Source organism: Roseicyclus sp., from assembly GCF_965662675.1.
GTDB lineage: Bacteria > Pseudomonadota > Alphaproteobacteria > Rhodobacterales > Rhodobacteraceae > Roseicyclus.
Genome location: NZ_CBFIIK010000084.1, coordinates 1 through 12,624, shown reverse-complemented (window position 1 = coordinate 12,624; position 12,624 = coordinate 1). Strand labels below are relative to the sequence as shown.

Sequence of the window (12,624 nt, the reverse complement as noted above, 5' to 3'; positions counted from 1 at the left end):
CTTTTCGTGACGCAAAGCAGTTTATAACTGTTTATAACTTTTTGTTCGACAGAATACGACGATCAATTTTCGCATAAATTATTGATTTTGTAGAGATTTATGGTGCCCCCAGAGAGACTCGAACTCCCGACCCTCTGATTACAAATCAGATGCTCTACCAGCTGAGCTATAGGGGCACGGCGAGTGGCATATGCCAAGCTTGCGGCGCTTGCAAGCGTCCAGCACCTTGGCATTGTATCCATCTGCGGTATAGGGTCCGGCGCAGTCAGGTGTGGGTACCGGGTAGAGAAAATCATGCAGGTCGTCTTTCACCTCGGCGCGCCATGCACCGACCTTGGGCTATTGCTCGGGTCATTGCTCAAGAACCGCGCGCTGCTTGCCGAGGACGGGATCATCGTTCCCCCCTTGATGCGCTATCGTGCCGTATTGCGCGACACGGCGCGCGTTTTGGCCGGGCGATCCGCGAGCGCGGATGTGCAACAGGCCCTGCTCGAAGCGATCGTGGACGAGGCGCGCGTGGACAGGTTGATCTTTTCCGACCCGCGGCTTGTCTGCATCAACAGGCTCGTGGTGCAAGGGCCGCAAATCTGGCCGATGATCGATCGCCAAGCCAGCAATCTGCGGGCACTCTTTCCACAAGCGCAGATCGAATTCTTCATCGGCATGCGCAACCCTGCCACGCTGATCCCCGCGCTTTTCGCTGGATCACGCTTCAAGGATTTCGCCGAATTCACGAATGGCATGCAGCCCCATGCCATCGCATGGTCCGAGATGTTGCGCAGATTGCGCCTCGCCCAACCCGATGTGCCGGTCACCGTGTGGTGCAACGAGGATACACCGCTGCTATGGGCCGATATCTTGCGCGACATCACGGATGTCGGCCATGACGTCGCGCTGCGCGGTCTCGACGATCTGGCCGAGACGATCATGGACCGCACCGGGTTCAGCCGCATGCAACGCTATCTGGCCGACAATCCGCCAGATACCGAGATGCAGCGCCGGCGCATCCTTGGCGCCTTTCTCGACCGCTACGCGCTGGATGCCGAGATCGAGGAAGAGCTGGACTTGCCCGGTTGGACCCCGGCGCTGGTCGACAGGCTGACGCAGAATTACGAAGATGACATGGTCGAGATCGCCGCGATCCCGGGCGTCAAGCTGTTGACGCCCTGATCGCAGATCGCCTCAGCGCATGCCCAAGGCCTCTTTGTACATTTCCAGCACTGCTTCTTCTTCGGCGATGTCGTCGGGCTCACGCTTGCGCAGCGCGATGACCTTGCGGATAACCTTGGTGTCGTAGCCGCGCGATTTCGCCTCGGCCATCACTTCCTTTTGCTGGTCGGCGATGTCTCGCTTCTCGGCATCCAGCCGCTCGATGCGTTCGATGAACTGGCGCAGCTCATCGGCGGTCACGCGGTAGCTGTCGGGGCGGTCTGCGGTCTCGGTCTCGGTCACATCCATCGGATCTCTCGCGGCAAAGGGAAAATCGAGCCTCGATCTAGCCCTCCGCCCCGCCCGCCACAACCCTTGCCAGCGACAAGTCGCTGGCATAGGTCAAAGCGCAGACCGCATGGAAAGGATCGCGCATGGCCGCCCTCGTCTATATTGGAACCGGGTTGGCGCTGGTGGGGATCTTGGTGCTGCTTTATTGCGTATGGGCCGCCATCGCGGCCAAGCGCGCGGGCCTGCCGGACGAGGTGTTGCGCGCCAAGCTGCAGCGCATCGTGATGATCAACATGGTGGCGCTTCTGATCTCGGTTCTTGGGCTGATGTCCGTGGTGATCGGGGTCTTCATTGGCTGATATTCGTGACATGATAGCGTGCGGCGCGCAGGCATGAGCGGGATCGACGACCTGCCCGCGCTACGCGATGTGATCGCCACGCACGGGCTTTCGGCGCGCAAGGCGCTGGGACAGAATTTTTTGCTCGATCTCAACCTCACGGCAAAGATCGCGCGCGCGGCGGGGGATCTGTCGGGCTGCGATGTGCTGGAGGTCGGCCCCGGCCCGGGTGGCCTGACACGCGGGCTTTTGGCCGAAGGGGCACGTCGGGTGCTGGCGATCGAGAAAGATCCCCGCTGCCTGCCCGCGCTGGACGAGATCGCCGCCGCTTATCCCGGTCGGCTCGAGGTGATCAATGCCGATGCCTTGGCGCTGGATTGGTCTGCGCATCTGACGCCACCCGTCAAGGTCGTGTCGAACCTGCCCTATAATGTGGGGACCGAGCTTTTGGTGCGCTGGCTCACGCCGCCCAGCTGGCCGCCGGTCTGGCAATCGCTGACGCTGATGTTCCAGCGCGAGGTCGCCGACCGTATCGTCGCCACACCCGGCTCCAAGGCCTATGGGCGGCTTGCGATCCTTGCACAATGGCGCTCAGATGCGCGCATCGCGCTGACCTTGCCGCCAGAGGCGTTCACCCCGCCGCCCAAGGTCCATTCAGCGGTCGTGCATTTCACGGCCCTGCCCGCCCCCCGCTATCCCGCCGATCCGGCGGTGTTGGAGCGCGTCGTGGCCAAGGCCTTCAATCAAAGGCGCAAGATGCTGCGCGCCGCGCTCAAGGGGCTCGCGCCGGATATCGAGGATCGGATCGTGGCCGCCGGGCTCAAGCCCACGGATCGCGCCGAACAAATCTCGATCGAGGGGTTTTGCGCGCTCGCCCGCATGGTGGCGGGCTGAGCGCTCGGTTCATTCAGCCGCTTCTTGCGGGCTATCGCCACCATCGGCATCACCGCCCGCTTCACCCTGCGCGGCATCGGCGGGTTTCTTTGGACGGCGTGAGCGGCTGCGCTTGGCTTTGGGCGCGCCTTCGGGTGTTTCGACCAACCCGCCCTCTTGTTCAGCCGGGGCATCGATGACGGCATCGAAATCACCGCGCGGCTCGGCCTGACGCGGCGGCTCGGCGGCACGCGGGGCTTCGGCCTCGGGGCGCGTGTAGACATTGCCCGGCTGCTGCGGGACATCGCCATAGGTAAAGGCGGGGCCATCGCTTTGGCCATCGCCCTCGCCGCGCTCGCGCCCACCACCGCCATGCTGCGGCTGGAACTGCTGGCGCGCTTCTTGTTCGCGCTGCGCCTCGGCCAACATGCGCAGGTAATGCTCGGCATGCTGTTGGAAATTCTCGGCGGCGACGCGGTCATTGCTGAGCTGCGCATCGCGGGCGAGTTGGTTGTATTTCTCGATGATCTGCTGCGGCGTGCCGCGGACCTTGCCCTCGGGGCCGGACGAGTCGAATACCCGGTTGACGATATTGCCGACCGAGCGATTGCGGTTCCCCTTGGACCGCGAGCGGTTCTTCGATGATCTCATGTGCTGTTTACGGTTCCAGTTGTCCTGGGTGGGAAGCGGTCCAAGCCCGAGGGCCGGCGACGCTCGTCACCCGCACCGTTGCACAAGGCGTTGCGATGCGGAATGTTAGGTAGAATAGCGGGGCAAGGTTGAACGAACCACACCCTCCGCTAAGGCCGAGTAAACATGCGTCGCGCCGGGTGACAAGTCGAATCTGTGCCATTGCACACGGAATTCGCAATTATCCGCCCGAAATCGACCGATTGCGTCATTTCCGCAACCGCGTTACTGACCGCGCCTGCCGGAAACGACCCGATCCTTGCCATTGATATCAGCATGCACCGCCACATCCACAAGGCCTGCGGCTACGAATATCGCGGCCACATCGCGGCCTTGTTCCGCACCGATTTCGACCAAGCAACGCCCGCCTGCCGCAAGATACGGGCCCAGACCGCCCAATATCTGCCGATAGGCCGCAAGCCCGTCACCACCCGGCGTCAGCGCGGCGCGCGGTTCCCATTGCGTGATCTCCGGCGCCAATCGGGCATAATCGGCTTGTGTCACATAAGGTGGGTTCGACACGATCAGATCGAACACACCCGCCAGCCCATCCCACCAATCGGCATGTCGCAGATCGAGCCGCGCTGCCACGCCATGGCGCTGCGCATTGCGCGCGGCCACCTCGAGCGCCGCTTGCGAGATATCGCTGGCCAGACCAAGCGCATCGGCACGCTCGGCCAGCAGCGTCACCGCGATGGCTCCGCTGCCGGTGCCCAGATCAACCATCCGTGAAAACGGCCGCTCCAAGGCCAGTTCGATCAGCGTTTCAGTATCGGGGCGCGGGACAAGCGTATCTTGGGTCACATGAAAGCTGCGCCCGTAAAAGGGCCACGCGCCCAAGATCTGCGCCAAGGGCCGATGTGCCAGACGGGCCGCGAGCATGGCGTCGGCCGCGGCCTGCGCCGCGGGCGCAAGAACATCACCGCCGCCGATACCCAGCTGGGCCGCAGACAATCCCGTAGCATGCATCGCGATCCTGCGCAGATCGCGCGCCGCTTCGTCTGGGCCGATCACGGGGGCAAGGCGGGCATGGGCCATGCGCAGCCAGAGGCCAAGCGTCAGCGGCGCATCATGGCTGCCACTCACCCCGACATCTCCGCCAGAAGTCTGGCCTGCGCATCGGCGGAAAGCGCCTCGATCACCTCATCGAGATCGCCATTCATCACCTGATCGAGCTTGTAGAGCGTCAGGTTGATCCGATGATCAGTCATCCGCCCTTGCGGGAAATTATAGGTGCGGATGCGCTCGGAGCGGTCGCCCGATCCCACTTGTGCGCGCCGATCGGCCGCCATGGCATCGGCGGCACGGCGCCGCTCCATGTCATAAAGCCGCGCGCGCAACACGCCCATGGCGATTTCGCGGTTGCGGTGCTGCGACTTCTCGGAACTGGTGACCACAAGCCCGGTTGGCAAATGGGTGATCCGCACGGCCGAATCCGTCGTGTTCACATGCTGCCCCCCCGCGCCCGAAGAGCGCATCGTATCGATCCGGATATCGTTTGCGGGAATACTGATATCGACCTCTTCGGCCTCGGGCAGCACGGCCACCGTGGCGGCCGATGTGTGGATGCGCCCGCCCGATTCCGTTTCCGGCACACGCTGCACCCGGTGTACGCCGCTTTCGTATTTCAGCCGGGCAAAGACCCCCTCGCCCGCGATCCGCGCCGTCACCTCGCGGATACCGCCAAGCTCGGTCTGTTGCAGGTCGACAATCTCCATCTGCCAGCCCTGCGCCTCGGCGTAGCGGGTGTACATTCGCAAAAGATCGCTGGCGAAAAGGGCGGCCTCATCCCCGCCCGTGCCGGGGCGGATCTCGATCATCGCGGGCCGCGCATCGGCGGCGTCCTTGGGCAAGAGCGCCAGCTGCAAGGCCTGCTCGGCCACGGGAAGGGCGGCGCGCAGGCGCGGCACCTCATCCTCGGCCAGCGCGCGCATCTCGGGGTCGCGCAGCATGGCCTCGGCCTCGGCCAGTTCGGATTGCAGGCGGCGCCATGCGTCGATCTGGGCCACGACGGGCCGCAGATCGGCATATTCGCGGCTGATCGTGGCGATCTCATCGGGCGCAGGGCCCGCATTCAGCCGCGCCTCGAGATACTCGAAGCGTTCGGTAATCTGGATCAGGCGATCTTGCGGCAACATGGGCGCGATGTGACCCTGTGCAGCCGCGCGGTCAAGGCCCTGTCTGCGCGCCCAGCGCCCCGACCCAGGCCGCGACCCGCGCGGCATTGACCCCAAGATCGCTGTAACCATAGCGCGAGCGCGAGAATATCTCGACCCGCGTGCCTGCCCCCTCGGGTATAATGCGGATCGAAACGACATCGGGAAAACCCATCAAGGCGGAGCGCAGAACATAGCTGACATGGCCCTCCGCAGGGCTGCCCGCGATCGGCTTGGCACCTGCATCATCGGCGATCCGAGACAGAATTTCCGCGATCACAGCGGGGCTTTGCGTGAACACCGGTGCATCCGCCCCCACACGCAGTGCGAAATTCGGACTGGACGGAGGGATGACGCGCGCAGGCTCCACATGCCATTGCGCGGCCGGCATCGGCACGACGCGAAACCACACGGCACCAGCGAGCACCGCCAGCACCAAGATGATCGACAAGATCAGGAGCATCCGCATCATTACACCGGCTTTCCTTCAATTGGCCCTGCCAAGAGCACCTCACGCACCGCTGCCGCGATCATCTGTTCTTCATCCGTCGCCGTGACAAGGATCGGCACCTTGCCCTTGCCAATTGTTGGCTCATTCGCGGCATTCGCACCCTCATCCACCACCAGCCCGAGAAAGGCCAGCTTTTCCAGCGCCAAGCCACGGATGGGGGCGGCATTCTGACCGATGCCACCGGTAAAGATCAGCCCGTCGATCCCGCCCAGCACGGCGGCCAAGCCACCGATTTCTTGGGCCAAACGCGCGCAGAAATAGGCGATCGCCGCATCAGCGGCGGGCGACTCCGCGGCCAACAGCACCCGCATGTCGTGACTGATACCCGACAACCCCTTCAGCCCGCTTTCGGAATAGAGCAGCTGCATCAGCGCGGCCTGATCCATCCCTTGGCCCATCAGGTAAAGCAGCACACCGGGGTCGATCTGACCCACCCTTGTGCCCATGGGCAGACCATCGAGCGCCGAGAACCCCATGCTCGATGCAACCGAGCGCCCCCCCTTGATCGCGCAAAGCGAGGCCCCGTTGCCAAGATGGGCCACGATCAGGCGCCCATCGGCCAGGTCCGGCCGGGTTTGCGCGAGATGGGCGGCGATAAAGGCATAGCTCAGTCCGTGAAAGCCATAGCGCCTGATGCCTTGATCGAAATAGCGCCGCGGCAAGGCATAGGTGTCATTCACCCAGTCATGGCCACGGTGAAAGGCCGTGTCGAATGCGCCGACCTGCACCGCTTGCGGAAAGGCCTTGGTCGCGGCGCGGATCAGCGCAAGGTTATGCGGCTGATGGAGCGGCGCAAGCGGCACCAACCGCTTCAACATGGCGATCAACGGCGGCGTCAACAGCCGCGGCCCGTCGATCTCGGCACCGCCATGCACGATCCGGTGCCCGATCGCCACAGGCCCACCCGGCCCCATCATCGGCGCCAAGGCCGTGCGAAGTGCGGCAAAGGCACGGGCGTGATCGGCCTGTCCGATCGCGCGCTCTTGCGTCTGGCCATCGGTGGTCAGCGCCAGTCGCGCATCATCGCCAAGCGCCGACACCGTGACCCGCGCCACGGCAAGATCGGCCGCGCCGTCGTAAAGCGCCGCCTTGAGCGAGCTTGACCCCGCATTGAGCGTCAAGATCAGCCGCATCGCGCAGGCGCAGCCAAGATCACCGCCACCGCGCAAGAGGCCAGACGCGCCCGCACGCTGTCGGCCCGGCTGGTCAAGATGACCGGTACCTGCGCCCCCATGACCACGCCCGCAGCCTCGGCATGGGCAAGAAAGCTCAATTCCTTGGCGATCATGTTGCCCGCCTCGAGATTGGGCGCGACCAAGATATCGGCCCGCCCCGCGACCAGCCCGGTCAGCCCCTTGGCACGCGCGGCCCCCGGATCGACGGCATTATCCATTGCCAAAGGCCCATCGACATCGCCGCCGGTGATCTGGCCGCGCTCGGCCATCTTGGCCAAGATCGCGGCATCCAGCGTCGAAGGGATCGCCGTCGTCACCGTTTCGACAGCCGACAGGATACCGACCTTGGGCCGCGCCACCCCAAGGGACACAGCCAGGTCGATGGCGTTTTGCACGATCGAGACCTTGCAACCCAGATCGGGGGCGATGTTGATCGCCGCATCGGTGACGAAGAGCAATTGATCTTGCCCCGGCACATCCATCACGAAAACATGGGTCAGGCGGCGGTTGGTGCGCAGACCGCCCTCTTTCTTCAAGATCGCGTGCAGCATCTCGTCGGTATGCAAATGCCCTTTCATCAAGGCGCGCCCGCGCCCTTCGTGGATCAGCGCGACCGCACGCAGGGCGGCGGCGCGGTGATCGGGCACCGCCACGATCTCGATCTCCGCGATATCCACACCAGCTTCGGCGGCGGCGGCGGCGATCTTGTCGGGGGCGCCCACGAAAAGCGGCGCGATCAGCCCATGATCGCGCGCCTGCACCGCGCCCATGACCGCATCGGCACTTTCCGGGCAGATGACGATCACGGGCAGCGCGGGCAAGTCTTCGGCGCGTGCGATCAGCGCATCGAAATGGCGGTGTGATTGCACGACCAAACCGGGCACCGAAAGATCATCGAAGCGATGTCGCAACGCGGGTGCGCTCACCTCAACCTCGCCTTCCGCGACACGCCCTGCTGGCCCCTCGACCGATACCGCAAGGCGCACCGCATGACCGGCCAACTTTTGCGCGACCCGCACCTTCGTGTGCAGGCTGTCACCGGCCTGCGCTTGACCGACAAAGCGCAGGCTCTCGCTGCGATAAACGGTGCCGGGCCCCGGCAAATGATTGCCGACCACCCCCGCGATCAGGGCCGCGATCCATGCGGCAGGCGCCAATGCCTCGACACGGCCATCGCCATCCCCGTCGTGATTGGGCAGATGCAGCGGGTTCAAGCTCCCGCTGGCATGGGAGAAGACGATCAAATCCTCAGCCCGGCAAAGCCGCGTGATCGTCGCCTCTTGCCCAATGCGCAAGGCGTCGTAGGGGGTGCTGGTCAGGCTGGTCATGATGCTTCCCTCAACTGCGGCACGACAGGCCCAGGCTAATGCGCCAAACCCGGTCATGGCCTTGATGCAGATCATGCCGCTCTTGCGCGCCCCGATCCCATCATACTTTACTTTCGATTGGAAAACGGGCATAAGTGACAGGCTATCTCTACTCTATCGACCCCTGTCTTTCGCCGCGATGCGAAGCTTGTGCTCTCGATCTTGCATGGGTGACGCCGGGCTGCCGCATGGTGCGGGCAGCGTGTAACTGACAGGAGACACGGTTATGGCCACTGGCACCGTGAAATGGTTCAACACGACCAAAGGCTACGGCTTTATCGCACCCGATGGCGGTGCCAAGGACGTATTCGTTCACATCTCTGGCGTCGAGCGCTCGGGCCTGACCGGCCTCGCCGACAACCAGAAGGTCAAATTCGACCTCGAAAAAGGCCGCGATGGCCGCGAAAGCGCCGTGAATATCGAACTGCTCTGAGCAGCCGAATATCACGATCCCTCAAAGGGCGCCAATGGCGCCCTTTTTCATGCGCCATGCGCTGCGTCAGTTGCTCCAGCCATGTACATGAACCTCGCGCCCGGAATGGCCGTGCAAGATCTTGACGGCCATCTCGCGATGCGCCTCGTCGCGCACCCGCACCCATAGCAACATCCCGCCATGGGCCAGCTGGGCTGCATAGTTGCGTTGATGTGGCAGCGCCGCACGCCGGGCCAGCAAGACCCCCAACACCGCTGCAGGCGTCCCGCCAATGGCAATCGCCGCGATGGATGCCGCCAATGTGCTAGCAGGCCCCAACAGCGCCGCCATCGCGATCATCGACCCGACGTAGAAAAAGCCGCCCGCGATACTGCCCTCCAATGCGCCGATCGCATCCTCCGAGACAAAGGCCGCCCGCGGTGCGCGTGGATCATCGGCCAGCTCATCCGCCCGCCAATAGGCACGGCCCAATTTCTGCTCCAGCACCTCTTGGCGCGCCAAAAGGCTGATATCGTGGCGGCTGAACCCCAAGATGCGCAGATCATAGATCGCGGCCTGAAGGTCTTCGCGCCGGTCGAAAATACCGACCGCCTCGGGAATGTCGATCACATGCACGCGCCGTGGCGCGGTTTCGGGCTGATCCATGGCTGATGTCCTGCGCGGGAAACGACAGGCAAAAGCGATAGCCGAAGCGCGCGGCCAGCGGGTTGACGGGCATCAATAGGCCAAAGCAAGGGGGTGCGTGGTGCTATGGCTGTGGCGATACCGATTGCAAACCCCGCCGGGACGGCGGCTTCGAAACCCCGGCCGCCCTAAATCAAAGGCAAGGCGCGTCGCACCAGATCGTCAAGCTCTGCCTCATGAACCTTGGCCTCGGCCTTGAGCGCTGCGCGCATCTCAGGCCCCCAGAAATCCTTGAGGTGGGCGGCGACCCGCTCGGCCTGATCCCTGCCCGGCTGGGTCGCGAAGAACCCTGCGATCTGGTTGGCCATGCGAATGAGTTTGTCATGCGACATCGACGTTTCCTCCAAGGATACGTTCGGGATGGGTAAAAATCTCGATCCGGCCACCACGCGCGAAACCGGCCACGCTCAGCCCGGCATCTTCGGCCAAGCGCAAGGCCTGCGCCGTCGGCGCAGAAACCGCCAACAGGACCGGGCAGCCCGCCACCACGGCCTTTTGCACCAGCTCGACCGATACCCGGCTGGTCATCACAATCGCACCGCTGGCAGGGTCGATGCCCGCTTGCATCAAAGCCCCGATCAACTTGTCGAGCGCATTATGCCGGCCCACATCCTCACGCGCACAGATGATGCCACGGCCCGGCACCAAGAACCCCGCCGCATGCACGGCATGGGTCAGATCATGCAAGGGCTGATGGGCGCGTAACGCCTCGACCGCGGCCGTTGCCTCGGCCCAATCAAGCTGCAATGTACAATCCAATCGCGGCAGATCGCGCATCGCCTGCTCGAGACTGTCGATCCCGCACAGCCCACAGCCAACAGGCCCCAACATCATGCGCCGCCGCGCGCCCAAGGCATCCGCGGCCTCTTGCGCGATCCAAAGCCGTGCCTCGATCCCTTGCGCCAACTCCACCAATTCGATGCGCTCGATCTGATCGTGCCTTGCATAGCCTTCGGTCACGGCAAAGCCGCGGGCGAAATCCGTCAGATCGGCGGGGCTGCACATCATCACGGCTTGGGTCGAGCCGTTACAGGTGACGGCCACCGCCACCTCCTCGGGCAAGGACCGCGCGATCTCGCGCACCCCCTCAGGCCCCAAGGCCCGCGCCGATATGGAGCGGCTCGCCCTCATTCCGCCGCCGGCAAGATACGGCGCGACAGGCGCGCCTGTTCTTCATAGCTTTCTTGCCAATCCGTCGGCCCGTTCGACAGCCCCACCTGCACCGCCGTCACCTTGTATTCCGGACAGTTCGTCGCCCAATCGGAATAATCGGTAGTAATCACATTGGCCTGCGTCGTGGGGTGGTGGAATGTGGTGTAGACCACACCGGGGCTGACCCGGTCCGTCAGATGCGCGCGCAGGCTCGTCTCGCCCGAGCGCGAGGCAAGCTTGACCCAATCCCCCTCCTTCACACCACGCACTTCGGCGTCATGGGGGTGTATCTCCAGCACATCCTCGGAATGCCAAACGGTGTTTTCCGTCCGCCGCGTCTGCGCACCGACATTGTATTGGCTCAGGATTCGCCCCGTTGTGAGCAACAGCGGGAAACGCGGGCCCGTCCGCTCTTCGGTCGCGATATATTCGGTGACGATGAACCGCCCTTTGCCACGCACGAAACCATCGACATGCATGATGGGCGAGCCTTCGGGATTGGCATCATTACAGGGCCACTGGACCGATCCCTTTTCTTCCAGCATGGCGTAATCGACATTTGCAAAACCGGGGGTCGTGGCCGCGATCTCTTCCATGATCTGGGACGGGTGGGTGTAATGCCACAAAGGCCGATCCTCGGCGGCTAGCATCGCATTGGCCAGCAACTGGGTGATCTCCCAATCCGCATAGCCGTTGCGCGGCGCCATGACCTTGCGCACCCGGTTGATGCGACGTTCCGCATTGGTGAAGGTGCCATCCTTTTCCAGAAAGGTCGAACCGGGCAGGAAGACATGGGCGTAATTCGCCGTCTCGTTCAGAAACAGATCATGGACGATCACACATTCCATCGCCGCCAGGCCCGCCGCGACATGGCGGGTGTCTGGGTCGGATTGCAAGATATCCTCACCCTGACAGTAAAGACCCTTGAACTGCCCCGAAACGGCCGCATCGAGCATGTTGGGAATGCGCAGCCCCGGCTCGGGGTCTATTTCCACCCCCCAAGCACTCTCGAAAACCGCACGCACCTCGGCACCCTTCACATGGCGATAGCCCGGCAATTCGTGCGGGAACGACCCCATGTCGCAAGAGCCTTGCACATTGTTCTGGCCGCGCAGCGGGTTCACCCCCACGCCTTCGCGCCCGATATTGCCGGTCATCATCGCAAGATTGGCAATCGCCATGACGGTTGTGGAACCTTGGCTATGCTCGGTCACGCCCAGCCCGTAATAGACCGCCCCATTGCCGCCCGTGGCATAAAGCCTTGCCGCCCCGCGCAATTCCTCGGCCGCAACGCCCGTCAGGATCTCGGTCATCTCGGGGGAATGGCGCACATCACTCACGAATTCCGCGTATTCTTGGAATTCGTCCCAATCGCAGCGGTCGCGGATAAAGGCCTCATCATAAAGCTTTTCGGTCACGATCACATGCGCCATGGCGGTGACGACCGCCACATTGGTGCCGGGGCGCAGCGCCAGGTGATGGGCCGCTTCGATATGGGGTGTCTTGACCAGATCGATCCGGCGCGGGTCGATCACGATCAGCTTGGCGCCTGCGCGCAGCCGCTTTTTCAGACGGCTTGCGAAAACCGGATGCCCATCGGTCGGGTTCGCCCCGATCACCACGACCACATTTGCCTGCGCCACGCTATCGAAATTCTGCGTCCCCGCCGAGGTGCCGAAGGTCTGGCCCAGACCATAGCCCGTGGGTGAATGGCAGACCCGCGCACAGGTATCGGTATTGTTGTTGAGAAACACCGCCCGCGTCAGTTTTTGGACCAGATAGGTCTCTTCATTCGTGCAACGGCT

The 12,624-nt window shown here is 63.5% G+C and carries 15 protein-coding genes and 1 tRNA gene; 4 read left to right on the top strand and 12 right to left on the bottom strand.

The window, feature by feature from the left end; all coding sequences use genetic code 11:
• Positions 1-100: 100 nt before the first annotated feature.
• Positions 101-176 (bottom strand) — tRNA-Thr (locus ACTG4J_RS11695).
• Between the two features lie 118 nt (positions 177-294).
• On the opposite strand from ACTG4J_RS11695, the gene ACTG4J_RS11690 reads away from it, so the two are divergent.
• Positions 295-1,170 carry a hypothetical protein gene (locus ACTG4J_RS11690; RefSeq protein WP_439139713.1) on the top strand — a complete coding sequence of 292 codons (876 nt, stop codon included), beginning with the start codon at positions 295-297 and terminating at the stop codon, positions 1,168-1,170.
• Positions 1,171-1,182: 12 nt separating this feature from the next.
• On the opposite strand, the gene ACTG4J_RS11685 is transcribed toward ACTG4J_RS11690, so the two are convergent.
• Positions 1,183-1,458: a DUF2312 domain-containing protein gene (locus ACTG4J_RS11685; protein WP_439139711.1), complete on the bottom strand. Its 276-nt coding sequence runs from the start codon at positions 1,456-1,458 to the stop codon at positions 1,183-1,185.
• Between the two features lie 125 nt (positions 1,459-1,583).
• Between ACTG4J_RS11685 and ACTG4J_RS11680 the strand changes: the two genes are divergently transcribed.
• Positions 1,584-1,799: a hypothetical protein gene (locus ACTG4J_RS11680; RefSeq protein ID WP_439139710.1), complete on the top strand. Its 216-nt coding sequence runs from the start codon at positions 1,584-1,586 to the stop codon at positions 1,797-1,799.
• A 33-nt stretch (positions 1,800-1,832) separates the two neighbouring features.
• The gene (rsmA, locus tag ACTG4J_RS11675; RefSeq protein WP_439139708.1) at positions 1,833-2,672 is read left to right on the top strand and encodes a 16S rRNA (adenine(1518)-N(6)/adenine(1519)-N(6))-dimethyltransferase RsmA; all 840 of its coding nucleotides are present in this window, start codon (positions 1,833-1,835) and stop codon (positions 2,670-2,672) included.
• A gap of 9 nt (positions 2,673-2,681) precedes the next feature.
• Here rsmA and ACTG4J_RS11670 read toward each other — a convergent pair whose 3' ends face one another.
• The 6 genes from ACTG4J_RS11670 to ACTG4J_RS11645 form a co-directional block, all read right to left on the bottom strand.
• Complete coding sequence (locus ACTG4J_RS11670; RefSeq protein ID WP_439139706.1) at positions 2,682-3,302, bottom strand: DUF4167 domain-containing protein; 621 nt, start codon at positions 3,300-3,302, stop codon at positions 2,682-2,684.
• A 264-nt stretch (positions 3,303-3,566) separates the two neighbouring features.
• Complete coding sequence (gene prmC, locus ACTG4J_RS11665; RefSeq protein ID WP_439139704.1) at positions 3,567-4,427, bottom strand: peptide chain release factor N(5)-glutamine methyltransferase; 861 nt, start codon at positions 4,425-4,427, stop codon at positions 3,567-3,569.
• Entirely contained in the window at positions 4,424-5,479 is a 1,056-nt protein-coding gene (gene prfA, locus ACTG4J_RS11660) for a peptide chain release factor 1 (RefSeq protein ID WP_439139702.1), read from the bottom strand. Before prfA ends, prmC begins: the two co-directional genes overlap by 4 nt.
• A 31-nt stretch (positions 5,480-5,510) precedes the next feature.
• The gene (locus ACTG4J_RS11655) at positions 5,511-5,969 is read right to left on the bottom strand and encodes a DUF1499 domain-containing protein (protein ID WP_439139700.1); all 459 of its coding nucleotides are present in this window, start codon (positions 5,967-5,969) and stop codon (positions 5,511-5,513) included.
• Positions 5,969-7,141, bottom strand: coding sequence for an acetate/propionate family kinase (locus ACTG4J_RS11650; protein WP_439139698.1), 1,173 nt, complete (start codon positions 7,139-7,141; stop codon positions 5,969-5,971). The genes ACTG4J_RS11655 and ACTG4J_RS11650 overlap by 1 nt, the downstream gene beginning before the upstream one ends.
• Complete coding sequence (locus ACTG4J_RS11645; RefSeq protein WP_439139696.1) at positions 7,132-8,511, bottom strand: bifunctional enoyl-CoA hydratase/phosphate acetyltransferase; 1,380 nt, start codon at positions 8,509-8,511, stop codon at positions 7,132-7,134. The genes ACTG4J_RS11650 and ACTG4J_RS11645 overlap by 10 nt, the downstream gene beginning before the upstream one ends.
• A 265-nt stretch (positions 8,512-8,776) precedes the next feature.
• On the opposite strand from ACTG4J_RS11645, the gene ACTG4J_RS11640 reads away from it, so the two are divergent.
• Positions 8,777-8,983 carry a cold-shock protein gene (locus ACTG4J_RS11640; protein ID WP_422237986.1) on the top strand — a complete coding sequence of 69 codons (207 nt, stop codon included), beginning with the start codon at positions 8,777-8,779 and terminating at the stop codon, positions 8,981-8,983.
• Positions 8,984-9,049: 66 nt separating this feature from the next.
• Here ACTG4J_RS11640 and ACTG4J_RS11635 read toward each other — a convergent pair whose 3' ends face one another.
• From ACTG4J_RS11635 to fdhF, 4 genes are all read right to left on the bottom strand, one after another.
• Positions 9,050-9,628 (bottom strand): hypothetical protein, encoded by a 579-nt coding sequence (locus ACTG4J_RS11635; RefSeq protein WP_439139695.1) that lies wholly within the window; start codon positions 9,626-9,628, stop codon positions 9,050-9,052.
• A gap of 167 nt (positions 9,629-9,795) precedes the next feature.
• Positions 9,796-9,999 carry a formate dehydrogenase subunit delta gene (locus tag ACTG4J_RS11630; protein WP_439139694.1) on the bottom strand — a complete coding sequence of 68 codons (204 nt, stop codon included), beginning with the start codon at positions 9,997-9,999 and terminating at the stop codon, positions 9,796-9,798.
• Entirely contained in the window at positions 9,989-10,798 is an 810-nt protein-coding gene (gene fdhD / locus ACTG4J_RS11625) for a formate dehydrogenase accessory sulfurtransferase FdhD (protein WP_439139693.1), read from the bottom strand. Before fdhD ends, ACTG4J_RS11630 begins: the two co-directional genes overlap by 11 nt.
• Positions 10,795-12,624 (bottom strand): formate dehydrogenase subunit alpha (fdhF, locus tag ACTG4J_RS11620; protein ID WP_439139691.1); only part of this gene is annotated, 1,830 nt, incomplete at its 5' end. The genes fdhF and fdhD, both read right to left, overlap by 4 nt.

Excerpts from the sequence above, each read along its gene's own strand:
- ACTG4J_RS11690 (WP_439139713.1), top strand. The coding sequence starts at position 295 with ATGCAGGTCGTCTTTCACCTCGGCGCGCCATGCACCGACCTTGGGCTA.
- ACTG4J_RS11685 (WP_439139711.1), bottom strand. The coding sequence starts at position 1,458 with ATGGATGTGACCGAGACCGAGACCGCAGACCGCCCCGACAGCTACCGC.
- ACTG4J_RS11680 (WP_439139710.1), top strand. The coding sequence starts at position 1,584 with ATGGCCGCCCTCGTCTATATTGGAACCGGGTTGGCGCTGGTGGGGATC.
- rsmA (WP_439139708.1), top strand. The coding sequence starts at position 1,833 with ATGAGCGGGATCGACGACCTGCCCGCGCTACGCGATGTGATCGCCACG.
- ACTG4J_RS11670 (WP_439139706.1), bottom strand. The coding sequence starts at position 3,302 with ATGAGATCATCGAAGAACCGCTCGCGGTCCAAGGGGAACCGCAATCGC.
- prfA (WP_439139702.1), bottom strand. The coding sequence starts at position 5,479 with ATGTTGCCGCAAGATCGCCTGATCCAGATTACCGAACGCTTCGAGTAT.
- ACTG4J_RS11655 (WP_439139700.1), bottom strand. The coding sequence starts at position 5,969 with ATGATGCGGATGCTCCTGATCTTGTCGATCATCTTGGTGCTGGCGGTG.
- ACTG4J_RS11650 (WP_439139698.1), bottom strand. The coding sequence starts at position 7,141 with ATGCGGCTGATCTTGACGCTCAATGCGGGGTCAAGCTCGCTCAAGGCG.
- ACTG4J_RS11645 (WP_439139696.1), bottom strand. The coding sequence starts at position 8,511 with ATGACCAGCCTGACCAGCACCCCCTACGACGCCTTGCGCATTGGGCAA.
- ACTG4J_RS11640 (WP_422237986.1), top strand. The coding sequence starts at position 8,777 with ATGGCCACTGGCACCGTGAAATGGTTCAACACGACCAAAGGCTACGGC.
- ACTG4J_RS11635 (WP_439139695.1), bottom strand. The coding sequence starts at position 9,628 with ATGGATCAGCCCGAAACCGCGCCACGGCGCGTGCATGTGATCGACATT.
- ACTG4J_RS11630 (WP_439139694.1), bottom strand. The coding sequence starts at position 9,999 with ATGTCGCATGACAAACTCATTCGCATGGCCAACCAGATCGCAGGGTTC.
- fdhD (WP_439139693.1), bottom strand. The coding sequence starts at position 10,798 with ATGAGGGCGAGCCGCTCCATATCGGCGCGGGCCTTGGGGCCTGAGGGG.